At 67.7% G+C, this 25,317-nt stretch carries 16 protein-coding genes and 3 rRNA genes; 8 read left to right on the forward strand and 11 right to left on the reverse strand.

The window, feature by feature from the left end; genetic code table 11:
• Positions 1 to 85 precede the first annotated feature (85 nt).
• Positions 86 to 811 carry a TetR/AcrR family transcriptional regulator gene (locus AS97_RS25265; protein ID WP_059147619.1) on the reverse strand — a complete coding sequence of 242 codons (726 nt, stop codon included), beginning with the start codon at positions 809 to 811 and terminating at the stop codon, positions 86 to 88.
• A 321-nt stretch (positions 812 to 1,132) separates the two neighbouring features.
• Here AS97_RS25265 and AS97_RS25270 point away from each other — a divergent pair, with 321 nt between their 5' ends.
• Both AS97_RS25270 and AS97_RS25275 read left to right on the forward strand, forming a co-directional pair.
• On the forward strand, positions 1,133 to 2,488 hold the full coding sequence (locus tag AS97_RS25270) for an NAD(P)/FAD-dependent oxidoreductase (RefSeq protein WP_086710799.1): 1,356 nt from the start codon (positions 1,133 to 1,135) through the stop codon (positions 2,486 to 2,488).
• A 235-nt stretch (positions 2,489 to 2,723) separates the two neighbouring features.
• Complete coding sequence (locus AS97_RS25275; RefSeq protein ID WP_210565725.1) at positions 2,724 to 4,664, forward strand: ATP-binding SpoIIE family protein phosphatase; 1,941 nt, start codon at positions 2,724 to 2,726, stop codon at positions 4,662 to 4,664.
• Between the two features lie 130 nt (positions 4,665 to 4,794).
• On the opposite strand, the gene AS97_RS25280 is transcribed toward AS97_RS25275, so the two are convergent.
• Positions 4,795 to 6,108, reverse strand: coding sequence for an MFS transporter (locus AS97_RS25280; protein WP_086710798.1), 1,314 nt, complete (start codon positions 6,106 to 6,108; stop codon positions 4,795 to 4,797).
• A gap of 160 nt (positions 6,109 to 6,268) precedes the next feature.
• Here AS97_RS25280 and AS97_RS25285 point away from each other — a divergent pair, with 160 nt between their 5' ends.
• From AS97_RS25285 to rrf, 4 genes are all read left to right on the forward strand, one after another.
• Positions 6,269 to 6,820, forward strand: a complete 552-nt coding sequence (locus AS97_RS25285) for a MarR family transcriptional regulator (protein WP_059147626.1) — start codon at positions 6,269 to 6,271, stop codon at positions 6,818 to 6,820.
• Between the two features lie 540 nt (positions 6,821 to 7,360).
• Positions 7,361 to 8,887: ribosomal RNA gene (locus AS97_RS25290) — 16S ribosomal RNA — on the forward strand.
• A 290-nt stretch (positions 8,888 to 9,177) separates the two neighbouring features.
• Positions 9,178 to 12,298 (forward strand): 23S ribosomal RNA (locus AS97_RS25295).
• Positions 12,299 to 12,394: 96 nt separating this feature from the next.
• Positions 12,395 to 12,511, forward strand: a 5S ribosomal RNA gene (gene rrf, locus AS97_RS25300).
• Together the 16S, 23S and 5S rRNA genes form the textbook arrangement of a ribosomal RNA operon.
• A 218-nt stretch (positions 12,512 to 12,729) precedes the next feature.
• On the opposite strand, the gene AS97_RS25305 is transcribed toward rrf, so the two are convergent.
• The 7 genes from AS97_RS25305 to AS97_RS25335 all read right to left on the reverse strand — a co-directional run bounded on the left by AS97_RS25305 (position 12,730) and on the right by AS97_RS25335 (position 21,008).
• Positions 12,730 to 14,592, reverse strand: a complete 1,863-nt coding sequence (locus tag AS97_RS25305) for a type IV secretory system conjugative DNA transfer family protein (RefSeq protein ID WP_086711062.1) — start codon at positions 14,590 to 14,592, stop codon at positions 12,730 to 12,732.
• Position 14,593: 1 nt separating this feature from the next.
• Positions 14,594 to 16,000 (reverse strand): ATP-binding protein, encoded by a 1,407-nt coding sequence (locus tag AS97_RS25310; RefSeq protein WP_059145899.1) that lies wholly within the window; start codon positions 15,998 to 16,000, stop codon positions 14,594 to 14,596.
• Between the two features lie 37 nt (positions 16,001 to 16,037).
• Positions 16,038 to 17,594 carry an SCO6880 family protein gene (locus AS97_RS25315; protein WP_059145969.1) on the reverse strand — a complete coding sequence of 519 codons (1,557 nt, stop codon included), beginning with the start codon at positions 17,592 to 17,594 and terminating at the stop codon, positions 16,038 to 16,040.
• 2 nt (positions 17,595 to 17,596) lie between these two features.
• The gene (locus AS97_RS25320) at positions 17,597 to 18,910 is read right to left on the reverse strand and encodes a hypothetical protein (protein ID WP_059145900.1); all 1,314 of its coding nucleotides are present in this window, start codon (positions 18,908 to 18,910) and stop codon (positions 17,597 to 17,599) included.
• On the reverse strand, positions 18,900 to 19,790 hold the full coding sequence (locus AS97_RS25325; RefSeq protein ID WP_210565726.1) for a hypothetical protein: 891 nt from the start codon (positions 19,788 to 19,790) through the stop codon (positions 18,900 to 18,902). The genes AS97_RS25320 and AS97_RS25325 overlap by 11 nt, the downstream gene beginning before the upstream one ends.
• A gap of 319 nt (positions 19,791 to 20,109) precedes the next feature.
• Positions 20,110 to 20,418, reverse strand: a complete 309-nt coding sequence (locus AS97_RS25330) for a hypothetical protein (RefSeq protein ID WP_009716148.1) — start codon at positions 20,416 to 20,418, stop codon at positions 20,110 to 20,112.
• A gap of 341 nt (positions 20,419 to 20,759) precedes the next feature.
• On the reverse strand, positions 20,760 to 21,008 hold the full coding sequence (locus AS97_RS25335) for a DUF397 domain-containing protein (protein ID WP_059145902.1): 249 nt from the start codon (positions 21,006 to 21,008) through the stop codon (positions 20,760 to 20,762).
• Positions 21,009 to 21,233: 225 nt separating this feature from the next.
• Here AS97_RS25335 and AS97_RS25340 point away from each other — a divergent pair, with 225 nt between their 5' ends.
• Positions 21,234 to 22,241 (forward strand): bifunctional lytic transglycosylase/C40 family peptidase, encoded by a 1,008-nt coding sequence (locus AS97_RS25340; RefSeq protein ID WP_059145903.1) that lies wholly within the window; start codon positions 21,234 to 21,236, stop codon positions 22,239 to 22,241.
• 235 nt (positions 22,242 to 22,476) lie between these two features.
• Entirely contained in the window at positions 22,477 to 23,190 is a 714-nt protein-coding gene (locus AS97_RS25345) for a phosphatase PAP2 family protein (protein WP_059145904.1), read from the forward strand.
• 131 nt (positions 23,191 to 23,321) lie between these two features.
• Here AS97_RS25345 and AS97_RS25350 read toward each other — a convergent pair whose 3' ends face one another.
• The gene (locus tag AS97_RS25350) at positions 23,322 to 24,938 is read right to left on the reverse strand and encodes an FAD-binding oxidoreductase (RefSeq protein WP_210565727.1); all 1,617 of its coding nucleotides are present in this window, start codon (positions 24,936 to 24,938) and stop codon (positions 23,322 to 23,324) included.
• Positions 24,939 to 25,082: 144 nt separating this feature from the next.
• Positions 25,083 to 25,286 (reverse strand): hypothetical protein, encoded by a 204-nt coding sequence (locus AS97_RS25355; protein WP_079059532.1) that lies wholly within the window; start codon positions 25,284 to 25,286, stop codon positions 25,083 to 25,085.
• Positions 25,287 to 25,317 lie beyond the last annotated feature (31 nt).

The raw sequence follows: 25,317 nt of genomic DNA on the forward strand, positions 1-25,317 counted from the left end.
AGCACCCACGCCCGGCACGGCTCGCTCATCGGACGTCGCCGATGTCACCCTGCCGGGCGTGGACATCGCTCCAGGGCCGACGGCATCACCCCACGGGGCGCGACCGCAGCCCGTCCAGCAGGATGTCCAGCAGCCGGGCCGACGCCGCCGCCTGCTGCGCCGCGTCCGGCAGCGAGGGCGCTGCCGTGGCGATCACCAGCAGTACGTCGGCGACCGCCACATCCGGGCGCAGCTCGCCCGCTGCCCGTGCCCGCTCCACCAGTTGCCCGACGACCTCCAGCAGCGCCGCGGCGCCCGCGTCGTCCGGCTCGTCCTCAGGTGCGGTCGGCCGCTCGACCAGCCGGAGCTCCGGCTGGCCTGGTGCGGCTAACGCCGCCTGCCGCTGCTGCGGCAGCCGGATCTCGGCCTCCACATCGACCCCGACCCGCAGCACCTGCGGCGGCAGCAGCCGGCCCGCGCCGGACGCCACCGAGGTGCGCAGGAACCGGGCCAGCGCGGACCACGGCTCGTTCTCCTGACCCAGCGCCGCTCGCGCCTGATCGGTCAGCCTTGCCGTCTCCTCCTCGGCTATGCGGCGCACCAGCACGTCCTTGCTGGGAAAGCGCCGATAGACGGTGCCCACCCCGACCCGCGCCCGGCGCGCCACGTCTTCCATCGGAGCCCCGTATCCCAGCTCACCGAAGACTTCGCGCGCTGCACGCAGGACGTGCTCCAGATTGCGCTGCGCATCCACGCGCAACGGTGTGTTCCGTCCGCCGTTTCCGTCTGACGATGCGACGGCTGCGGACCATGACGAACCCTGAAGGTGCATAAGTGATCCCCCGGTAATGACGTCTCCCCCCGGAGACTCCCCGCCCAGACTGTCGAGGCAGTCACAACCCCGACGAAGTACGAACATAGTTGAGCCCAGGTCAAGAAAGAAGAGGGTAGCTCGGGACAGAACGTCCCCCGATCAGAGCAGACCACCGCCTTTTTCTGACTCGCCCCCCGACCGTCACCGACCATCGAGGGGCTGACCTGCGGACATTTCGTACGTGTAACCGATTCCGCGCCGCGGGGCGAGTCAAGCCATCCGGTCACACAATTCGTCGGGGCTGTGGACAAACCGCGGTCGCGCGTGCCTCATGGGAGGGTGAAGGAACCCGCGCGCATTCTCGTTGTCGGTGGTGGCTACGTCGGGATGTACGCCGCGCTGCGCCTCCAGCGAAAGCTGAAGCGAGAGCTGAGGCAAGGCGGCGTGCAGGTCATCGTGGTCGACCCAGAGCCGTATATGACCTATCAGCCTTTCCTGCCCGAGGCGGCGGCCGGATCGATCTCACCGCGCCATGTCGTCGTGCCGTTGCGGCGGGTCCTGCCCGACTGCACGGTCGTCATCGGCGAGGCCACCGCGATCCACCACGGCAAACGCACCGCGACCGTGAGAACCCTCGCCACGGAGGAAGAGCGCACCGGCACCGTCGACATCCACTACGACGAGCTGGTGCTGGCCCCGGGATCCGTGTCCCGCGCCCTCCCGGTCCCCGGCCTCGCCGAGTTCGGCATCGGCTTCAAGACCGTCGAGGAGGCCATCGGGCTGCGCAACCATGTCCTCGGGCAGCTGGACATCGCCTCCTCGACCCGGGACCCCGAGGTCCGTGACGCGGCGCTGACCTTCGTCTTCGTCGGCGGCGGTTACGCGGGCGTCGAGGCGCTGGGCGAGCTGGAGGACATGGCCCGGTACGCCGTCCGCTACTACCACAACATCGCCCCCGAGGATCTGAAGTGGATCCTCGTCGAGGCCACCGACCGGATCCTCCCGGAGGTCGGTGAGGAGATGGGCAAGTACGCCGTCCGGGAGCTGCGCGGCCGCAATATCGACGTCCGGCTGGAGACCCGCCTGGACTCCTGCGCAGACCGGATCGCCGCACTGAGTGACGGATCGCGCTTCCCCACCCGCACGCTCGTGTGGACCGCGGGCGTCAAACCGCACCCGATCCTCGCCTCCACCGATCTGCCGCTGAACGAGCGCGGCCGGCTCACATGCACCGCGGCGCTCCAGGTGGAGGGCGTGGAGCATGCCTGGTCGGCCGGGGACGCCGCGTCGGTCCCCGATCTGACGGCCGATCGGCCCGGTGCGGAGTGCGCCCCCAACGCACAGCACGCCGTCCGCCAGTCCAAGGTCCTCGCGGAGAACGTGGCCGCCTCGCTCGCCGGCCGGCCGCTGACCGACTACGCGCACAAGTACGCGGGCTCCGTGGCCTCCCTGGGGCTCCACAGAGGCGTCGCCCATGTCTACGGACGCAAGTTGAAGGGCTATCCTGCGTGGTTCATGCACCGTGCCTACCACCTCAGCCGGGTGCCGACGTTCAACCGTAAGGCGCGCGTGCTGGCCGAGTGGATCCTGTCGGGGCTGTTCAAACGCGAGATCGTCTCGCTGGGCTCGCTGGAGAACCCGCGCGCCGAGTTCAAGCTCGCCGCGGACACCGGTCGCCATCCCGAGTCCAGTTGAGCCGATCGGGGCGGAGCCGGGAACTCCCCTCCCACGATCGGCGTCTCACGGATGTCAGTCCGGTCGGCCACACTGGTCGTGTGACCATGGGTGGGCTCGTATCTGCAAAGAGTGACAATCGCGAGGATTCGGAAGTTTGCTGCATTCCCCTGGGGGCCGTCCCCCGTACCCGCACCCATCTCCCCGATCCCGCGCCGGCGCGCAGCTCAGCCACCACCCCACGAGGTAATCCGCAGTGAACTTCACGCGCTGGAGCGCCCGGCTCCCCCGAACCCAGCGACGCAACGCCGCCCGGGCAGACCGCGGTGCGCGGCGGCCGAAGCCCGCGGCCACCGCGGGCGGCGGCTCCGTCCCGGCGGCCCGGGGCGAGCGCGCCGACCCCTCGGGGCGCGGCGAGCCGCCCGCTGCCGGCCCCTTTGACGCCGCACCGCCCGACGCCGTCCCGACCCTCGACGGGCTGTCCGTCCATGACCTCCTCGGCCAGGTGCCGGCGCTGGTCGCGGTGGTCTACGGCCCCGAGCACCGCATCGCCTACCTCAACGACACTTATGTCGAGCTTTTCGGCTCCCGGGCCCCCGGCACGCCCGCCCGCCATGGCCTGCCCGAGCTGACGGAGCTGGGGCTGCTGCCGCTCATGGACCAGGTCCTGCGCAGCGGCAAGCCCCGTACGGTCAAGTCCCGGCAGGTGCCCCCCGGCGGCCCGGCGACCACGCCCGGACCGCGACAGGAGGGATCGGCCCCCGGCCCCGGCCGATCGCGCCACGGCTACTACACCTTCACCTGCTCCCCGATCGAGATGGCCGCGCCCAGGGTCGTCACCCTCGCGCAACGGGCGGACGAGCGGGCGAGGGAGGGGGCCGTGGACGGATCTCCGGTGGACGGATCGATCCGGGAAGCCGCGCTCCGTAAGGGCGCCATGCCGGAAGCGGCCGCCACTGAGGCCGTCGCTACAGCTACCGCCACCGGCACGGTCACCGAGCCCGTCCGCGGCGTGCTCGTCTTCGGCGCCGACGTCACCGACCAGGTCGAATCGGCGGAGCGGCTGCGCGCCGGCGAGCGCCTCCAGCGCGAGGCCGCCGTCACCCTCCAGCGCAGCCTCCTTCCCCAGGAGCTGGAGCAGCCCGACGATCTGCGGGTCGCCGCCACCTATCAGCCCGGCGGCACGGACGCGGCGGTGGGCGGCGACTGGTACGACGTCATCACCCTGGGCGCCGGCCGCACCGCCCTCGTCATCGGCGACGTCATGGGCCGCGGCGTGCGGGCCGCCGCCGTCATGGGCCAGCTGCGCACCGCCGTCCGCGCCTACGCCCGGCTCGACCTCCCGCCGCACGAGGTCCTGCAGCTCCTCGACGGCCTGGCCGCCGAGATCGACCCCCACCAGATCGCCACCTGCGTCTACGCCGTCCACGACCCCAACGAGAACCGCCTCGTCTACGCCTCCGCTGGCCATCTGCCGATCCTGGTCCGCGACCCGGACGGCACCGTGCGCCGCGCCTCCGAACCCACCGGACCTCCGCTCGGCACCGGCGGCTGGCTCCACACCACCGGCTCGGTCGCGCTCGGCCCCGGGGCCAGCGCGGTCCTCTACACCGACGGCCTGGTGGAGCGGCGAGACAAGGACATCTACGACGGTGTGGCCGCGCTCGAGCGCGTCTTCGCGGGCGCGACCGGCTCGCCCCAGGTGATGTGCGACCGCCTCATCAGGGCCCTGGGCATCACCGCGGAGCACGACGACGATGTGGCGGTGCTGGTCCTCCAGCACCCCGCCCGTACGGGGCATGACGCCGAGCTCTTCCACAACGCCGCGCTGGAACTCCTCGGCGGGGTGGAGGCCGCACCGCGCGCCCGGGCCTTCGCCTCCGGGGTCCTCGCCAGCTGGCGTTTCCCCATGGAGCTGCGCGATCTGGGCGTGCTCGCCGCCAGCGAGCTCGTCGCCAACTCCCTCCAGCACGGCACACCGCCCATGCGGCTGAGGCTGCGCCGCACCGACCGCCGCCTGATCATCGAGGTGACGGACGGCGATGAGCATCTGCCGCGCCGCCGCCGGGCCGAACCGGTGGACGAGGCCGGACGCGGCATCTCGATCGTCGCGACCATCGCCTCCTCGTGGGGCTCACGCCGCACACCGGGCGGCGGCAAAGCGGTGTGGTGCGAATTCGCCCTGCCGGCGGGCTAGCTCCACCGAGGTCCCGGCAGCACTGGCCCGACGAGGACGAGGCCGACCCCGAACAAGAACATCGCCCTGGCACGGCGGAGCCGACTGGCTCCTTCGCCGCACCAGGGCGATGGCGGAATCGCCGGGCGGCCTAGGCCGCGGTGGTCACCTCGTCCGAGGCGGCCGCCCGCGGCGCGGGCACCGCGGCACCGGCGACCGCCCGCAGCGGATTGTCCTGCTCGGCGGTGAGCCACTTGCCGAGCCTCAGCGCGAGCGCGGTGATGCCGAGCGAGCAGACGATCAGCGTCACGATGTACGTCCCGTACAGCCCGGCACCGGCCATCAGCCCGCCGACCGCCGGGCCCACCGCCAGGGCAAGCTGCTTGACCAGCGCAAACGCCGAGTTGTACTGACCGAGTGCCGACGACGGCGCCAGATCGGCGACCAGCGGCGCGACGGTCGGCGACAGCATCGCCTCACCGATCCCGAACAGCGCGTACGCCGAGACGATCGCGGTGATGCCGACGACCTGGCTCCCGGGCACCAGCCCCGCGGACCCGGCGACGCACCACGCCACCGTCCAGACCAGCCCGACCAGGGCGATCACCCGGCTGCGCCGCCGCCGCTCGACCAGCTTGAGCACGACGAACTGCGCCAGCACGATCGCCGCCGTATTCGCGGCCAGGGCGACGCCCAGCATCGACGGCGATATCCGGGCGACATCCACCGCGAACGCCGACAGCCCGGACTCGAACTGGCCGTAGCAGGCGAAGAACATCACGAAGCCCAGCACACACAGCTGCACCATGGCCCGGTCGGCGAGCAGCGAACGCCAGCCGCCGCCGGCGCCACCGAGGCGCGCATCGGCGGTCGGCACCGGATCGTCGAACACCGGTGTCTTCGCCAGCCTTACGGTCGCGACCGCGGCGCCGAGCACCAGGAACATCACCGCGTCGATCGCGAAGAGCCGCACAAAGCTCGAGGCTGCGGAGGTGTCCACCAGCAGCCCGCCGAGCAGCCCGCCGACGCCGAGGCCCAGATTGCCCAGGAAGAACTGGGTGGCGAAGGCCCGCGACCGGGTGACGGGCGTCGAGCACCAGACGATCAGCGTGGCCAGCGCCGGCTGTATGGCCGCGATGCCCGCGCCCAGCACTCCGGCCGCGGCGATGACCAGCGGCTCGCTCGCCGCCAGCCCGAGCCCCATCGATCCGATAGCGGCAGCGACCGCGCCCGCGACGGCAACGGACAGCGGCCCCCGTCGGTCGATCACCCGACCGATGAAGGGCAGCACGGCAAGCGCGGCCACGGCGAACGTCGCGAGCACCACGCCCGCAGTGCTCGAACCGAGATCCCGCACCTGCGCCACATAGACGAAGAGGAACGGGACCGTGAAGCCGTTGCCGAACGCGCTCAGCGCGTTGCCCAGCTGGATACGGCGCAGCGCTGCGCCCATCGCGGTGGTCACACTCACCTACCTAGGTCGAGAAGGGTCAAGGAAGAGCGGGCCTGACCTGCGGTCCAGCCCGGAGGATCGACGTCTGAAGACTTCGAACCTAAACTTCAATACTTAAGAGTACAGCTCGAAGGACTTCAGCGCCAATGACTTTCGTGTCATGCTGTTCACCATGGCGGAGACCCCCGACGCGGACGACCTGCTGAGCCTCGAGGAGCAGATCGCGGCCTATCAGCGCGAGTTCCAGGACCTGGACCCCCAGGTGGAGCAGGTCGTCAGCGCGCTCAGTCGGCTCACCCGGCGCATGCATGTCGCATACGGCCGCCAGTCGGCCAGGCTGGGGATCAGTAACTCCGAGTGGGAGGTCCTCAAGGCGCTCGTCCTTTCGGGGGCTCCCTACCGCCTGGGCCCCGGAGACCTGGCCAAGCGGCTGGGCCTCACCCCCGCCGCCATGACCCACCGCATCGACCGCATGGTCAACGAGGGGCTGGTCACCCGTGAGCGTGATGCCGACAACCGGGTCCGCGTCATCGTCGAGCTGACCCCCGAGGGCCGGGAGAAGTGGCTGGAGGCCATGCGCCAGGCCACGGTCTTCGAGGCGGACCTTCTCCAGGACCTCTCCAGCGAGGAGCGCGGAGCCCTCGGTGCGATGCTCACCCGCGTGCTGCGCCGGGTGGAGGAAGCCCAGCCCGATGCTGAAGGGCGCCTGAACAACCTCGACTGAGGCATTCGGCCCAGGCCGTGTTGACACGGGTCCGGGCGATCCGTAATGTACTCCGAGCTGCCACGGAGCCGTAACGGTTCCCAGGGCGGCACTTGAGCCGCACCGGCGGCAAACCACTTCTGCACGGCCCCTCATTGGGATGGATTTCGGCATGCCGGAATTCGGATCGGGAAGCTCGATTATGAGCATCCGGGGGAATCCGCTAAAGTAGTGATCACGCCGGAAGGCGCGAAAGACCCCGCTCCAACAGGGGGCCGGAAACGGAATTCGGACCGGAAACGGAACGGAAAACGGATCTGGTAAGGTTGGAAACACCGAAGGGAAGCGCCCGGAGAAACCGGTGAAACGGTTACGAAGGAAGCGTCCGTTCCTTGAGAACTCAACAGCGTGCCAAAAGTCAACGCCAGATATGTTGATACCCCGTCCATCTCGGACGAGGTTCCTTTGGAAAAATACACAGCGAGGACGCTGTGAGCGGACTGGATTATTCCTCCGGTCTGCTCCGCTCTCGTGATGTGTTGCCGGGATATCCCGGAAGCATTCACGGAGAGTTTGATCCTGGCTCAGGACGAACGCTGGCGGCGTGCTTAACACATGCAAGTCGAACGATGAACCGGTTTCGGCCGGGGATTAGTGGCGAACGGGTGAGTAACACGTGGGCAATCTGCCCTGCACTCTGGGACAAGCCCTGGAAACGGGGTCTAATACCGGATATGACACGCTCCCGCATGGGATGCGTGTGGAAAGCTCCGGCGGTGCAGGATGAGCCCGCGGCCTATCAGCTTGTTGGTGGGGTGATGGCCTACCAAGGCGACGACGGGTAGCCGGCCTGAGAGGGCGACCGGCCACACTGGGACTGAGACACGGCCCAGACTCCTACGGGAGGCAGCAGTGGGGAATATTGCACAATGGGCGAAAGCCTGATGCAGCGACGCCGCGTGAGGGATGACGGCCTTCGGGTTGTAAACCTCTTTCAGCAGGGAAGAAGCGAGAGTGACGGTACCTGCAGAAGAAGCGCCGGCTAACTACGTGCCAGCAGCCGCGGTAATACGTAGGGCGCAAGCGTTGTCCGGAATTATTGGGCGTAAAGAGCTCGTAGGCGGCTTGTCGCGTCGGATGTGAAAGCCCGGGGCTTAACCCCGGGTCTGCATTCGATACGGGCAGGCTAGAGTTCGGTAGGGGAGATCGGAATTCCTGGTGTAGCGGTGAAATGCGCAGATATCAGGAGGAACACCGGTGGCGAAGGCGGATCTCTGGGCCGATACTGACGCTGAGGAGCGAAAGCGTGGGGAGCGAACAGGATTAGATACCCTGGTAGTCCACGCCGTAAACGTTGGGAACTAGGTGTGGGCGACATTCCACGTCGTCCGCGCCGCAGCTAACGCATTAAGTTCCCCGCCTGGGGAGTACGGCCGCAAGGCTAAAACTCAAAGGAATTGACGGGGGCCCGCACAAGCGGCGGAGCATGTGGCTTAATTCGACGCAACGCGAAGAACCTTACCAAGGCTTGACATACACCGGAAACCTCTGGAGACAGGGGCCCCCTTGTGGTCGGTGTACAGGTGGTGCATGGCTGTCGTCAGCTCGTGTCGTGAGATGTTGGGTTAAGTCCCGCAACGAGCGCAACCCTTGTTCTGTGTTGCCAGCATGCCTTTCGGGGTGATGGGGACTCACAGGAGACTGCCGGGGTCAACTCGGAGGAAGGTGGGGACGACGTCAAGTCATCATGCCCCTTATGTCTTGGGCTGCACACGTGCTACAATGGCCGGTACAATGAGCTGCGAAGCCGTGAGGTGGAGCGAATCTCAAAAAGCCGGTCTCAGTTCGGATTGGGGTCTGCAACTCGACCCCATGAAGTCGGAGTCGCTAGTAATCGCAGATCAGCATTGCTGCGGTGAATACGTTCCCGGGCCTTGTACACACCGCCCGTCACGTCACGAAAGTCGGTAACACCCGAAGCCGGTGGCCCAACCCTTGTGGGGGGAGCCGTCGAAGGTGGGACTGGCGATTGGGACGAAGTCGTAACAAGGTAGCCGTACCGGAAGGTGCGGCTGGATCACCTCCTTTCTAAGGAGCGCATAGCCGACTGCGAGCGCATGTCTCGCACGGTTTGCTCATGGGTGGAACGTTGACTATTCGGCACGGCCATCTGGTCCGCTGTCTCTAGTACTGCCTCTTCGGGGCGTGGAACGGGACTGTTGGATTCGAGGGTCGGGCCGGGCACGCTGTTGGGTGTCTGAGGGTACGGGCTGGAAAGTTGCCTGTTCCTTCGGCCGGTCCCGGTGAACCATGCGGAAGTGTGGGTGACGGGGTACGGGTCGTTGTTTGAGAACTGCACAGTGGACGCGAGCATCTGTGGCCAAGTTTTTAAGGGCGCACGGTGGATGCCTTGGCACCAGGAACCGATGAAGGACGTGGGAGGCCGCGATAGGCCCCGGGGAGCTGTCAACCGAGCTTTGATCCGGGGGTGTCCGAATGGGGAAACCCGGCAGTCGTCATGGGCTGTCACCCATACCTGAACACATAGGGTATGTGGAGGGAACGCGGGGAAGTGAAACATCTCAGTACCCGCAGGAAGAGAAAACAACCGTGATTCCGGGAGTAGTGGCGAGCGAAACTGGATGAGGCTAAACCGTATGTGTGTGATACCCGGCAGGGGTTGCGCGTACGGGGTTGTGGGAGTGCTCTTGATCGGTCTGCCGGCCGGTCGGTGAGTCAGAAATTGTTGATGTAGGCGAAGGGCATGCGAAAGGCCCGGCGTAGAGGGTAAGACCCCCGTAGCTGAAATGTCGGCAACTTGCTTGAGTATTTCCCAAGTAGCACGGGGCCCGAGAAATCCCGTGTGAATCTGGCGGGACCACCCGCTAAGCCTAAATATTCCCTGGTGACCGATAGCGGATAGTACCGTGAGGGAATGGTGAAAAGTACCGCGGGAGCGGAGTGAAATAGTACCTGAAACCGTGTGCCTACAAGCCGTGGGAGCGTCGGACATCAGCTTGCTGGTGTCTCGTGACTGCGTGCCTTTTGAAGAATGAGCCTGCGAGTTTGCGGTGTGTTGCGAGGTTAACCCGTGTGGGGAAGCCGTAGCGAAAGCGAGTCCGAATAGGGCGGTTTAGTAGCGCGCTCAAGACCCGAAGCGGAGTGATCTAGCCATGGGCAGGTTGAAGCGGAGGTAAGACTTCGTGGAGGACCGAACCCACCAGGGTTGAAAACCTGGGGGATGACCTGTGGTTAGGGGTGAAAGGCCAATCAAACTCCGTGATAGCTGGTTCTCCCCGAAATGCATTTAGGTGCAGCGTCGTGTGTTTCTTGCCGGAGGTAGAGCACTGGATAGGCGATGGGCCCTACCGGGTTACTGACCTTAGCCAAACTCCGAATGCCGGTAAGTGAGAGCGCGGCAGTGAGACTGTGGGGGATAAGCTCCATGGTCGAGAGGGAAACAGCCCAGAGCATCGACTAAGGCCCCTAAGCGTACGCTAAGTGGGAAAGGATGTGGAGTCGCAGAGACAACCAGGAGGTTGGCTTAGAAGCAGCCATCCTTGAAAGAGTGCGTAATAGCTCACTGGTCAAGTGATTCCGCGCCGACAATGTAGCGGGGCTCAAGCGTACCGCCGAAGTCGTGTCATTGCAGCATGTGGTCTAACGATCGCTGTGATGGGTAGGGGAGCGTCGTGTGCCGGGTGAAGCAGCCGTGTAAGCGAGTTGTGGATGGTTCACGAGTGAGAATGCAGGCATGAGTAGCGATACACACGTGGGAAACGTGTGCGCCGATTGACTAAGGGTTCCTGGGTCAAGCTGATCTGCCCAGGGTAAGTCGGGACCTAAGGCGAGGCCGACAGGCGTAGTCGATGGACAACCGGTTGATATTCCGGTACCCGCTTTGAAGCGCCAACGTCGAACCAGGCGATGCTAAGTCCGTGAAGCCGCCCTGATCTCTTCGGAGTTGAGGGGAGTGGTGGAGCCGACGGTCCAGACCTGTAGTAGGTGAGTGATGGGGTGACGCAGGAAGGTAGTCCAGCCCGGGCGGTGGTTGTCCCGGGGTAAGGGTGTAGCCCGAGGAGTAGGTAAATCCGTTCCTTGTTGTGGGTGAGACCTGATGCCGAGCCGATTGTGGTGAAGTGGATGATCCTATGCTGTCGAGAAAAGCCTCTAGCGAGTTTCATGGCGGCCCGTACCCTAAACCGACTCAGGTGGTCAGGTAGAGAATACCGAGGCGTTCGGGTGAACTATGGTTAAGGAACTCGGCAAAATGCCCCCGTAACTTCGGGAGAAGGGGGGCCATTGTTGGTGATCCGATTTACTCGGTGAGCTGGTGGTGGCCGCAGAGACCAGCGAGAAGCGACTGTTTACTAAAAACACAGGTCCGTGCGAAGCCGTAAGGCGATGTATACGGACTGACGCCTGCCCGGTGCTGGAACGTTAAGGGGACCGGTTAGTCACATTTCGGTGTGGCGAAGCTGAGAACTTAAGCGCCAGTAAACGGCGGTGGTAACTATAACCATCCTAAGGTAGCGAAATTCCTTGTCGGGTAAGTTCCGACCTGCACGAATGGCGTAACGACTTCTCGACTGTCTCAACCATAGGCCCGGTGAAATTGCACTACGAGTAAAGATGCTCGTTTCGCGCAGCAGGACGGAAAGACCCCGGGACCTTTACTATAGCTTGATATTGATGTTCGGTTCGGCTTGTGTAGGATAGGTGGGAGACTGTGAAGCATTAACGCCAGTTAGTGTGGAGTCATTGTTGAAATACCACTCTGGTCGTGCTGGATGTCTAACCTGGGTCCGTGATCCGGATCAGGGACAGTGTCTGGTGGGTAGTTTAACTGGGGCGGTTGCCTCCTAAAGGGTAACGGAGGCGCCCAAAGGTTCCCTCAGCCTGGTTGGCAATCAGGTGTTGAGTGTAAGTGCACAAGGGAGCTTGACTGTGAGACCGACGGGTCGAGCAGGGACGAAAGTCGGGACTAGTGATCCGGCGGTGGCTTGTGGAAGCGCCGTCGCTCAACGGATAAAAGGTACCCCGGGGATAACAGGCTGATCTTCCCCAAGAGTCCATATCGACGGGATGGTTTGGCACCTCGATGTCGGCTCGTCGCATCCTGGGGCTGGAGTCGGTCCCAAGGGTTGGGCTGTTCGCCCATTAAAGCGGTACGCGAGCTGGGTTTAGAACGTCGTGAGACAGTTCGGTCCCTATCCGCTGTGCGCGTAGGAGTCTTGAGAAGGGCTGTCCCTAGTACGAGAGGACCGGGACGGACGAACCTCTGGTGTGCCAGTTGTTCTGCCAAGGGCATGGCTGGTTGGCTACGTTCGGGAGGGATAACCGCTGAAAGCATCTAAGCGGGAAGCCTGCTTCGAGATGAGGACTCCCACCCACTTGATGGGTTAAGGCTCCCAGTAGACGACTGGGTTGATAGGCCAGATATGGAAGCCGGGTAACTGGTGGAGTTGACTGGTACTAATAGGCCGAGGGCTTGTCCTCAGGTGCTCGCGTCCACTGTGTTGGTTCTGAAGCAATGAACCGTATTGAACCCCCCTTGTTGTTTGGGGTGTGGTTCCGGTGTCTGTTTCATAGTGTTTCGGTGGTCATAGCGTTAGGGAAACGCCCGGTTACATTTCGAACCCGGAAGCTAAGCCTTTCAGCGCCGATGGTACTGCAGGGGGGACCCTGTGGGAGAGTAGGACACCGCCGAACAATCTTTAGCCTCGGTTCCGAGTAAATGTACTCGGGACCGAGGCTTTTTTGCGTTCGCCTCGTTATTCGCCGCGATATCCGTCCCGGGCTGGGTACGAAAGAGACGCCCCGGTAAGCACCACCGGACGATGTGGCTTCCCTGGCGTCGCGACCACGTCCGGGGGCGGCTCTGTGACAGGGAGCCTCACCGGGACGCCCTGCCCAGCCAGCCTGACTGCCTACTGGCCGACCAAGGAGCGGTGGGGCCAGCGGGCTCGTGCTTGTTCCTGGGAGCGCATCAGGGCCAGTGTGGGCAGGCCCTGGGCCGCGCCCTGGGTGAGGAGATCGGGGAGCGCCGGGAGCGGGGCTACGGCGGCGACATCGTCCAGGACGAGGGTCAGTGGTGGGTCGAGCCGACCGGAGGATGACCGTTCGGCCATGCGCCGGCCGTGCTCGACCACGTCTGAGGCGAGTGCGGTCAACAGGGGCATCGCACCCGGATGGGTTCGGGGGTCCTCGATGGACTCACCCATCAGATACAGCGTTCCCCCTTCGGCGACGAATGACTCCAGCGCGAGCGTGTCGGCACGTCCCGGATTGCAGGCGTCCCGGATGTGGATCGAGGAGAGCGCGCCGAGGGCACGGGCGGTCAGCTCCTGGGCCATATCGCGGCGTTCGCGGTGTGCGGTGAGCGTGGCCTCCAGCTCGCCGGCCGCGCCGCCCGCCGCCTTGGGATGCGTACGAAGGATCTTGACGGGCTCGTGGGCCGAGCTGCCCTGCGCCCAGCGGTGCACATGGCGGAACGGCCGGCCGTCCACCGCAGCGGCGTGCAGCCAGCAGCGGAGCATCGTCTCGGCGGCTTCCGCCATGGGTCGGTCCATGGCGTGCATGGGCCGTACGGGGGCGAGGAGAGCGGTGGCGCGGGCGGCCGCGATGTCGCGGGAGCCGCAGTCCGACGCCGGATTCCAGCGCAGCCGGGCGGGGGTGTCGAGCAGATGGGACGGGTCGAAGACGTGAGTGGGGCCGAGTTTGGCGCGGGCGTCCTTGGTCGTGGACCAGAGTTCGGGATCGCTGGTGACGACGAGGACGGGGCCGACGGCCTCCAGGACGGTGTGGGCCGCGGACTCGCCGCGCTGGGCACCGAAGAGGACGCGGGACTGGGCCAATTCGCCGTCGGGAAGGCCGGCCGCCGTCAGCGGGTCGGTGCGGGGGGTGGGGAGCGGCTGTGCGGACGCCGGGTCGGGCTCGAGCGGGGCGTACCGGCCCTCTTGGGCGAGCGGTGTGGTCGCGCCCTCCGCGGGGGCGTCCTGCGCGCGGGCTCTCTGCTCGGCGATATGGGGATGCGGCTGGTGGCCCGTCCCGGTGGCCGCTTCAGCGGCCATGGCCTTGGCCTCGTGGGGGTGACCGCCGACAGGTGCGACGAGGCCGTTGCCGGGAACCGCCTCGGCCGAAGTCGGTGCGGGGGGCCCGACGGGGTGGCCTGGAGCGTCGCTCTCCGGCCGGGAGGCCGGGGAGCCCTCAGGGGGTCTGGCCGGGCCGGAGGCGGCTCTTCCAGGACTCGGTGCGGGCGGGGACGGCGCCTGGGCGCCAGGGGTCGGCTCCGGCCTCGTACCGCTGCCGGTCCCGAAGTCCTCTTCGGCGGCCCTCGCGCCCGTAAGGCGGAGTCGTTTCGCCTCCGCCGCCTTCTCGCGGGCGTCCGCGTGGTCGGCGCGGCGCTGGATGCGGACCGTCCGGTAACGGGCCAGCGTGCCGATCACGAAGATCGTCAGCACGATCAGCACCATCAGCTCACTGATGAAGACGCCCCAGAACAGTCCGTACCCCGACAACTGGTCCTTCGGGGTGCTGGGCCATGCCGCCGCCACGTTCTGGGGCTCCTGCACCAGATGGCGCAGCGCCATCGGCGTTCGCATGAAGGTCAGGTTGTCCGGCCAGGCGCCGCGGGCGAAGAGCCCGGCCAGACCGGTTGCCGACCACATCAGGCCGAGCGTGCCCAGCAGGAGGCCGATGGCGCCGATCAGCAGGCCGTCCGGAATGCCGCCTTGCGCGGACGGAGGTCTTCCGTGCTCCGCGGGCCCGCCGTGGTTCTGTCCCGCTGCCATCTCACGCCACCGTGGATCCGTACGACGGCCCGCCGTAGGTTTCCGCCTCGACCGCCGCGGCGGCTCGCTCTTCGGCCTCCGCCTCGGCCGCCATCTGGATGGCCAGCCCGTCCTCCGTCATCGCCCGGTCGGTGTAGACCAGGGGCCGCTCGGCCTCGGTGATCAGGTGTTTGACGACCTGTACGTTGCCGTTGACATCCCAGACGGCGATACCGGGGGACAGCGTCGGGATGATCTCGACGGCCCAGCGGGGCAGGCCCAGGACGCGGCCGGTGGCCCGTGCCTCGTCCGCCTTCTGGGCGTAGATCGTCCGTGTGGAGGCCATCTTGAGGATGGCCGCGGCTTCCCGGGCCGCCGCGCCGTCGACCACGTCGGAGAGATGGTGGACGACGGCGACGAACGACAGGCCGAGCCGTCGCCCGAACTTCAGCAGCCGCTGGAAGAGCTGGGCGACGAAGGGGGAGTTGATGATGTGCCACGCCTCTTCGACCAGGAAGATGCGCTTCTTACGGTCGGGACGGATCCAGGTGTGCTCCAGCCAGACACCCACGATGGCCATGAGGATCGGCATCGCGATCGAGTTGCGATCGATATGGGACAGGTCGAAGACGATCAGGGGTGAATCCAGATCGATTCCGGCCGTGGTGGGGCCGTCGAACATACCGCGCAGATCGCCGTCGACCAGCCGGTCCAGCACCAGGGCGACATCGAGACCCCAGGCCCGCACGTCGTCTATATCCACGTTCATCGCCGCCGCGGAATCCGCCTCGGGGTGGCGCAGCTGCTCCACGATGTCGGTCAGCACCGGCTGGCGGTCGACGATGCTCTCGTTGACGTAGGCGTGCGCGACCTTCAGGGCGAACCCGGAGCGCTCGTCGAGCCCGTGCCCCATCGCGACCTCGATGATCGTGCGCAGCAGGGCGAGCTGACCAGTCGTGGTGATCGCCGGGTCCAGGGGGTTCAGGCGGATACCGCCGTCCAGGGCCGCCATGGGGTCGAGCCGGATGGGCGTTATTCCCAGCTCCTGGGCGATGAGGTTCCATTCGCCGACCCCGTCCTCGCCCTGGGCGTCCAGCACCACCACCTGGCGGTCGCGGAACCGCAGCTGACGCAGGACGTAGGTCTTCTCCAGGGCCGACTTTCCGTTTCCGGACTCGCCGAGCACCAGCCAGTGGGGGGCCGGCAGCTGCTGGCCGTAGAGCTGGAAGGGGTCGTAGATATAGCCCTTTCCGGAGTAGACCTCGCGGCCGATGATCACGCCGGAGTCGCCGAGGCCGGGGGCCGCGGTGGGCAGATAGACGGCCTGCGCCTGGCCGGTGGAGGTGCGCACGGGCAGCCGTGTCGTCTCCACCTTTCCGAACAGAAAGCTGGTGAACGCATCGGTGACGGCGCTCATCGGATCGGCCACTGCGGAGCCCCTATCGTCCCTGTCGTCCCAGTCGTCTCTATCGGCGGATGCCGGTCGCGAACGGCAACGTGTTCACAAAGGCCCTGTGGTGCTCGCGGTCGCACCACTCCAGCTTGAGATAGCTCTTCCCCGCCGAGGCCCGGATGGTCCGCTTGTCGCGCGCGAGGGCCTCCGGGGACCGGGAGGACACGGTGATGTAGCCGACGAGGTTGACGCCCGCGGCGCCGCTGGCGAGATCCTCGCCGCGCTGGTCGAGCCGGCCGTGGGCGGCGATGTCGCGCGGGTCGACGGTACGGTTCATCTTCGCCGCGCGGCTGGCCTCGGCCTCGTCGTTGGTCTTCTCGGTGAGCATCCGCTCGATGGCGACCTCGGTGGGCTCGAGGTCCATACAGACGGCGACCGTACGGATGACATCGGGGGTGTGGACGAGCAGCGGGGCCAGGAAGTTGACCCCGACCGGCGTCATGGGCCACTCCTTCACCCAGGCGGTGGAGTGGCACCAGGGCTCGCGGGTGCTCGACTCCCGCGTCTTGGCCTGGAGGTAGGTGGGCTCCATGGCGTCCAGCTCGGCGGGCCAGGCGTTCCGCTTGGTCATCGCCTGGATGTGGTCGATGGGGTGGTCCGGGTCGTACATGGAGTGGATGAGCGACGCCAGCCGCCCCTGCCCCAGGGGCTGCCGCACCCGGATGTCGGCCTCGGCGAGCCGGGCACAGATGTCGGTGAGCTCACGGGCCATCACCACGGCGAGGCCCGCGTCCTTGTCGAGGCGGCGGCCGCCGCCGCTGTGGCGGGCGGCGCGCGCGATGGCCTGGGCCTCGGCGGCGAGGTCGCGGGTGTAGTGCATACAGGCGACGAGATAGGCGCGGTGCTGCTCGGAGGAGGTGGAGACCATGGACTGCAGCTGGTCGTAGGAGTCCTTGAGCCAGTGGGGGGCCTGATGGTCGCCGCGCCGCTCGACGTCCTTGGCGTGCGCGTCGGGGTCGGCGGGAAGGGTGCGGGCCAGGATCTGCAGGCGGGTCACGAAACCGTCGCCGTTGGCCACATGCTTGAGCAGGGTGCCGAACCGGTCGACGAGGGCTTCCTGGTCCTCGCTGTCGCGCAGCCCGACGCCGGGGCCCTCGATCTCGATGGCGGCGGTGACGGTGCGGCGGTCGGCGTGCAGGAGCACGGCGATCTCGTCGGGGCCGAAGGGGGCCGCCAGCCAGTTGATCCGGCCGATGCCGGGGGGCGGGCCGACCTCGATCTCCCGGCCGTCGAGGCGGGTGCCGGCCTCCGCGGCGCCGGAGCGGTAGGCGGTGGTGCCCTTACGGACGCTGCGCTTGTAGGAGCGGTTGATCTCGAACCACCGGTAGAACGTCCGCCCGTTGTACGGGACGTATACGGCGGCGAGGGCGAGGGTGGGGAAGCCGACCAGGGCGACGATGCGGAACATCAGCACCTGCACCAGCAGGCCGCACATCATTCCGATGAAGGCTCCCCCGATGATCAGCGCGATCTCGCCGGTCTCGCGGTTCTTGCCGACGATCGCGTTGGGGCGGGGGCGCCCGATCAGATATGTGCGACGGGGCGCGATGGGGTGCGACTGGGCGTCGATCGTCACCGCCGGTCACCTCCCGAGTTGTTGCCGGAGCTGCGGTTTGTGGCGGAGCCGCCACGGGAGCCTCCGGTGCGGCTGGCGGGCGCGCCGCCCCCGCCGCCCGAGGCTCCGCCTCCGCCGCTGGTGCGGGTGCTGTGGGCCGCCACCCCGCCGGAGACGGGGTTGGCGGGCCTGGCCTGCCCGGGGGCGGCACCGCCGCCGGTCTCGCCTCCGCCGCGGGCGCTGTGGGCGTTGATGCCCTGCTTCACCAGGGCGGCGGGGGACGTGATGACGGCGGCGGCCTGGCGGGACGCGGGGTCGGAGCTGGCGCTGCGGGCCTTGACGATCTCATCGCCGAAGCCGGGCACGAAGCGGTAGATCATCGCGCTGGCGAAGATGGCGAGGATGATGATGGACAGACCGGAGACGACCGCCGAGAAGGCGTCGGGTTTGTCACCGGAGGTGGAGAGCGCGCCGGCGAGGGCCAGCACGATCATGATCACCGGCTTCACGAGGATCACGGCGATCATGATTCCCGCCCAGCGGCGCACATGCCCCCACATGTTCTTGTCGACGAGGCCCGAGTAGACGGCGGTGCCGAGCAGCGCGCCCACGTAGAGGAGGGCGGCGCGGATGACGAGCTCGAGGCAGAGGACGCCGGCGGCGAGGATCGTCACGAGCGAGACGACGATGAGCATGATCGGGCCGCCGCCGATGTCCTCGTCCCGCTTGAGCGCCTGGGCGAAGGAGCCGAAGAAGGCGTCGTTGTCCGCACCGGTGCCGGAGGCGATGGCTTCGGTGACGGCGTCGGTCGCGGTGACGACCGTATAGAGGATGAGGGGGGTGAAGGCGGAGGCCAGGACCGTCAGCCAGAGGAAGCCTATGGCTTCGGAGAGCGCCTCGCCGAGGGGGACGCCGCGGATGGCGCGCTTGGCGACGGCGAGGAGCCAGAGGATGAGGGTGAGGACGGTGGAGGCGGCGAAGACGACGGCGTACTGGCGGAGGAAGGCCTCGTTGGTGAAGTCGACGGTGGCCGTCTCCTTGACCAGCTTGGAGAGCTTGCCGACGAGCCAGGAGGCGGCGTCGGCGCAGCCGCGGGCCAGGGAGGCGGCGGGGTCCAGGGGGTTGGCGGGGTCGGGGGGGCCGCTGGAGCCGCCGGAATCCTTACCGCAGGGCGCGGGGCCGATGATGTCGCCGCAGTGACCGTCGTCCGACGGGGTCGGGGTGGGGCTCGGCGCCGCCGCGGCGCGGCCGGCCAGGAGGATGGCGGCCGTCTGCACGGAGGCGAGGGCTCCGGCGAGGGTGAGAGCGCGTCGGCGGGGACTAGCGGGCATAGGTGAACCCTCCGTACTGCTCGACTGCCTTGGCGATCTCATCGGCGGTGGACGCGGTGCGGTCGCTGTTGACCGGTGCCGGACCGGCCTTCTGCGAGTAGCTCTCGGCCTTCCAGTCGTTGTTCACCCACCGCAGCTTGAGCGTCAGGGTGAACCAGTCGTTGGTGACCGGGTTCTTCGATCCCTCTCCGGCCGTGCCGAACACGCCGGTGCACCAGACCGCGACCGTCGCGCTGGTGTCCGAGATGGTGCCGACCTTCGTACCCACAGGGGCGGTACGCGAGACGTAGGTCATGCCGTCGGGCGCCTTGCCGTTCGCGTCCAGGCCGATTCTCTCCAGGGATGCCTTGGAGTACGCCTTGTCGAGCCTGGTCCGGAGCCGGTCGGCGGCGGCGCTGGTGAAGATCTGGGGGACGATCTCATGGCGCCGGTCGCTGTTGTACATATCGGCGGACCCCAACGCCACCGCGTAGTTCGCCGCCGCGCTCTGGGCCCCCTGTTCCGACTTGGCGAAGCCCGAGGCGATGCCCGTGGTGCCGTTCTTGCCGTCGACCGGGCGCTCGCCCGTGGGGGCGGTGGGGTGGGCTTCGGTGCCGGTGCCGCCGGTGTCGTCGCTGCTGGAGTCGCTGTCCTTGCCGCCGCCGCGGTTGACGAAGGCGATGGCCGCGAGGAGGAGGACGACGACGCTGACCACGGTGATCAGGTTGCGGCTGGGCTTGCCGGCGCGGCCGGGGGCTCGGCGGGGCGGGCCGTAGGGGGCGCCGTCGCCTTCGGGTAGACGGGTGCGCGTCAGGTGATCTCCAGGGGCCGCGCCGCGGCCGCGGCGCGCCTCATGGCCCTCGTAGTCACCGCCGTATCCGTCGTCGCCGCCGAGACTCATCCTGCGTACGCCCCTTCACCCGTGCCGAGCCTGCCGAGCCTGCTGATCCCGCCGAGCCTGCCGGTCGTGCCGACCGCGTCATCCATGGTCCCTCTTCCGTCACCCGCATACGACGGTAACGGTGAGGACTGACGCTCGGGCGCGCTGGTGTGAGTGGACATCAAGCTGACACGTCCTCAGCGTGGTGAGCGGGAGCGGGCATCAGGGAGCAGCCTCGGGTACGGGGTGGGGGGCCGGTAGGGGGAATCGGGAGCGGGGCTTGCGGCCAGGGGTGTGCGCCCCGCGCAGGGGAGCGGCTCGGGGGCGGGCGGGGGCGCGGCTAGATGGCCATGCCATACACGATCGTGAAGAGGGTGCCCAGTGATCCGATGATGAACACACCGGTGAGGCCGGCGACGATCAGCCCCTTGCCCTGTTCCGCGCTGAAGGTGTCCCGCAGGGCCGTCGCGCCGATCCGCTGCTTGGCCGCGCCCCAGATGGCGATGCCGAAGCACAGCAGCAGTGCGACCGCCATCACGACCTCGATCATGACGCGGGCCTCGCTGCCCAGACTGCCGAACGGGCCCCAGTCTGGGGCGATTCCACCGATGATGGTGTTGATGTCGCCCTTTTCGGCCGCTAGGAACATGATGAACTCACCGCCCCTTATGGGTTGTTGTGTCCCCCGCCGGCATGGCGTGGGTCAGCCTCTATCTTCGCTGATGAATCCGCTTCCGCATGTCGACTTGGCGGCATTTCTTGGCGGATCTCGTGCGTGTTGTGGGACACGGCCGTCCGGCGGACGTGTGAGGCGTGTCAACGGAGTGTCGAATGGTCACTCTGTGTATCACGCGGGTGAGCGTCGGGCAACGATCGGTGAGGACCGACGGTGGGGGCCGGAGGCAAGGGCCGACGTCGAGGACCGTCGGGGGTCTGGGCGAGGGACGTCAGCGAGAGTTGGAGGGGCATCGGCGAACGGCCGTCAGCCGTTCACTTCCCCGTGGGCTCGTCGGCCTCCGCGAGGTCGGCGAAGTCGTCGAACTCGCCCGCCTTGACGCCCTTGATGAACGCCTCCCACTTGGTCCGGGTCGTGACGACCACGGTCTCCGGGTCGTTGCTCTCGCGCATCAGGATCTGGTCGTCGGGGCCCACGGCCACCTCGAGGTAGGCGTGGCCCTCCTCGCTGTCGTCGGGTGCGGCCCGCTGCCAGTCGAGCTCGCGCCAGTCGCGCCGTGTCATCTGCGGTCCCCAGGGTCGTGGTGCTCGGACGGCTGGACTCTACGCGTTGCGCGGCCCCGCGGGAGGCGGCCGAGGCTGAGCGGTGAGGCGCGCGGGGCGGGTGGGCGGCGCACAAGGGGGCGCGCGTCGGCTGCCCACCGTATGGTTTCGGCTGGGGAGCGGCTGATTTTCGCCGTGCGGACGTAAACGCGTTCGCATCGCGGGTGGATGGGGGAGGATGGCCGGGTGCGTAAGGTCTGGCTGGGTGTCAGTGTCGGTATCGGAGTCTCCTTTTCCTTCGTCGCGCTGCTCGTCGTCGGCACCTATATGGTCGCGGCGGACCTCATCGGCGGTGCGGGTGGTAAGGCTGTCGGGCTGGCGAAGGGCTCTGTTCCGTCCTCGTACGAGCCGCTGATCCAGCAGTATGGGAACTCCTGCCCCGCCATCAATCCCGCGCTCCTCGCCGCGCAGCTCTACCAGGAGAGCGGCTGGAACGCGAAGGCGCAGAGCCCGGCCAACGCCAAGGGGATAGCGCAGTTCATCCCGGCCACCTGGGCCTCGCACGGGGTCGACGGCAACAAGGACGGCGTCAGGGACATCTGGGACCCCCAGGACGCGATCCCGTCGGCGGCCGCCTATGACTGCTCGCTCGCCAAGTACGTCAAGGACGTGCCGGGCAATCAGACGCACAACATGCTGGCCTCGTACAACGCGGGCGCCTATGCCGTGATCAAGTACGGCGGGGTGCCGCCTTACCGCGAGACCCAGAACTACGTGAAGACCATCACCACCCTCGCCAAGAGCTTCGAGGCGCCGATCCAGAAGGTCCAGCCCTCCCAGCAGTCGGCCGGTGCGATCTACTTCGCGCAGAAGCAGCTCGGCAAGCCCTATCTGTGGGGCGGGAACGGCACGCCGGAGCAGGGCGGGCGGTTCGACTGCTCGGGGCTGACGAAGGCGGCGTACAAGACGGTCGGGATCGACCTGCCGCGTGTCGCCAACGACCAGTGGAACGCCGGACCCCACCCCAAGCGGAACGAGCTGCTCCCTGGGGATCTGGTCTTCTTCGCCTATGACCTCGACGACCCGAGATCGATCCACCACGTGGGGATGTACGTGGGCGGCGGTTACATGATCAACGCGCCCTATACCGGTGCGGTGATCCGTTTTGACAAGATCGACTCGCCGGACTACATCGGTGCTACACGGGTGACTCAAGATGGCGCGAAAGCGCTGCCGCGGGCGAACTCCGCGTAAGGATTTCCCCTGAGCTGCGACGATCGGTCACCCTTCGATAACGTCCCGGTGATCGTTGGGTGGAGTACGGAACCCCCGGCGAGAAGAGGGAGTTCCCTGGAGGTGGATCGGAGCGTGGATCAGCGTGGATCGACGGCGGACTCTCCGGCGCCGGTCGCGATGCTACGGATCGCAAGGCATTACGGGGGTCGGCAGCTGCACGTAGTGACAGGCAAGAGATAAGGGGCTACGGCACATGGCTGGACTCGCACTGGACGGGTCGAACCCCGATGTCAGCCTTCTCTACGACATCAACGGGCTGGCGAAGGACGCCCCCCACTGGTTCGACCGCGTCATGGAGTTCGTCGGCGAGTACGGGATCGTCATCGGGCTCGCCCTGGTGACCCTGGCCGCCTGGTGGAGCGTGCGGAAGCGGCCGCAGGAGGCGCCGTCGGCCGTCGCCGGGCTGATGTGGGCCCCGCTGGCCGCCGGGCTGGCGCTGTTCGCCAACATCCCGATCCGCGGCTTCGTCGAGCGGCCCAGGCCCTTCAGGGACCATCAGGGGCTCGACGTCCTGGTGGCGGGCAAGACCGACTTCTCGTTCGTCAGCGACCACGCGACGCTGACCATGGCGGTCGCCGTCGGCGTCTTCATGGCCCACCGCGCCTACGGGGTGGCCGCGATAGGGCTCGCGCTGCTGGAAGGGTTCTGCCGCGTCTATATGGGGGTCCACTACCCGACCGATGTGATCGGCGGGTTCGCCCTGGGGACGGCGGTCACGCTGCTGCTGGCGCCGCTCGCGATGATGCTGCTGACACCGCTGACCACGGCGCTCGCGAGTTCGCGCGTCGGCCGGCTGATACGGGCCGAGCCCGCGGCCGCCGACCAGGGCGCGGACGAGGCGTGTGCGGAACTCTCCGAGTCCCGCACAGCGGGTGGCGACCACGGGAACAAGGACCTGGCGGCTTAGCGGCCCCCTCGCGGATGCGCGCCTGGTGGCTTCCTCACGGATACGCCTGACGGCCTCCTTACGGACGCGACGAAGGCCCGGCGGCTGCCGGGCCTTCTGTCATCTGCGGCTCTCCCCGCCCGCGAACGCCCTCACAGCGCCTGCGGGAAGTCGAAGAGCCGGTCCGGGTCGTAACGCTTCTTCAGCCGCGTCAGCTTGTCGGCGGCCGAGCCGTAGTAGGCCGAGCGCCAGTCCTTCAGCGACGCGTCCGTGTAGTTCTGGTACGCCGCCCCGGAGGCGTAGCGCCGCATCGCCGTATGGGCCCCGTCCAGCCAGGCGTTGCCCGCGGTGCCGGAGCCGCTCGCCGCCCAGGACGCGGTGTACTGGGCGAGGAACCGCGAGCGGCGGTGGATGAAGGACGTGGTCGTGGGCGAGACCCGGTTGACCGCCCCGCCGAGCGCGGTCAGCGCGATGCTCACCGCGCCCCCGCCGCCGGTGCGCCGCCCGTAGCGTTCCATCTGGGCGAGCATCGCCCGTGCGCCCGCCTGGCTCAGTGAGCGGTCGTAGAAGTCCGAGCGCGCCGCGTAGGTCTCGCGATTCAGCACCCCGGAGGCGCTGTGGCCGGGCTTGTCGCCCGGCAGATGGCAGTTGGTCGTCGAGGTGTCGCCGCAGCCCGCGTACCTCCGCATGGCGTCGACGTAGCCGCGGCGGCGCAGGCTGACCTGTGTGGCCGGGCCGGGGCCGCCCGGTCCGTCGGCGAGCCGGTCCACCGCGTTCTGCAGCGCGCCGTAGGTGCCGAGCGAGAAGCAGCTGATGGAGACGGTGGGGGTACTCCCGGGGGCGGCCGACAGATGCAGCACCGACCAGATCTCGTCGGGCTGGTCCGGGCCCCACTTCTGCCAGGCGCTCAGCACCTTCGCGGCCTTAGACCATGGCCATGACATATAACACGTCACGCCGTCGGCCGCCTCATGCGTACGGAACCGCAGTTCGGTGACGACACCGAAGTTGCCGTTGCCCGCGCCGCGCAGCGCCCAGAACAGATCGGCCTCGCGGTTCTTGGAGATCTCGAGGGCCTTACCGTCCGCGGTGACGATCGTCGCACCCGTAAGGCTGTCGGCGGTCAGCCCGTACGCCCGGGAGACCACACCGTGGCCGCCGCCGAGGGTCAGCCCCGATATGCCGACGCTCGGGCAGGAACCGCCGGGGACGGTGACCCCACGGGTGCCGAGCGAGGTGTAGACGTCGATGAGCTTGGCGCCGCCGCCGATCCGGGCCTCGCCGGAGGTCGTACGGATCGACGAGAGCGCGGAGACGTCGATGACGAGCCGGCCGTCGCCGCTGGACCACCCGGCGTAGGAGTGACCGCCGTTGCGGATGGCGACGGGGGCGCCATGGCGGCGGGCGAAGTCCAGACAGGCGGAGATGTCCGAGGTGTTCTCTATATAGGCGACGGCGGCGGGCCGCAGATGGTCGAAGCGAGTGTTGTAGAGCCGGCTGGCGGAGGTGTAGTCGGAGTCGCCGGGGCGCACCAGGTCGCCCTGCAGGTCCTTGCCGAGCGCGCTCCAGTCGGCGGACTTCGGCTTGCCGTCGACGGCGCCGCGCCGGCCGCTCGCGGAGGCCGAATGGGCGTTGGGCGCCGAGGAGGAGGGGGAGTCGGCGGAGGTCCCGTCACCGCCGGCCTTTCCCGCGTCGTCGTCGCACGCGGTGGCCCATGTGGCGGTGGCCGTCAGCCCCGTGCCCGCTGCCAGCAGTGTCCGCCGGTTCATGGCGGTGTCCCCTCCCTGTCGACGCCGTTCTCAACCGTCGACCGGGCCACTGCCAAGCCGGCCCGATCCCTGGGTCAGAGGGAGGGACCGGGGGGTGTGGTTCCGCTCGTTGCCGAAGTGTTGTCGGGGGACGGACAAGTCCCGCTAATCGGACGAGTCCGATGAATCGCTTGTGTCGGACGGGGAGTGACGGGCCGTCGCATGAGCCGCCGCGTCGTCGCGGGCGATGCCTCTGGCGCGACGGGCCGGGCCGTACCAGCCGCAGGTGCAGCGGGCGGTGGAGAAGGAGCCCTTCTCCACGGTGGTGGTGCGGTCCTGGCCGGGGCCTATGTCGCCTGAGTCGAGCACATGACCACGCTACCGGGCCGTGACGAGCCAC

This window comes from Streptomyces sp. AgN23 (genome assembly GCF_001598115.1).
Classification (GTDB): Bacteria; Actinomycetota; Actinomycetes; order Streptomycetales; family Streptomycetaceae; genus Streptomyces; species Streptomyces antimycoticus.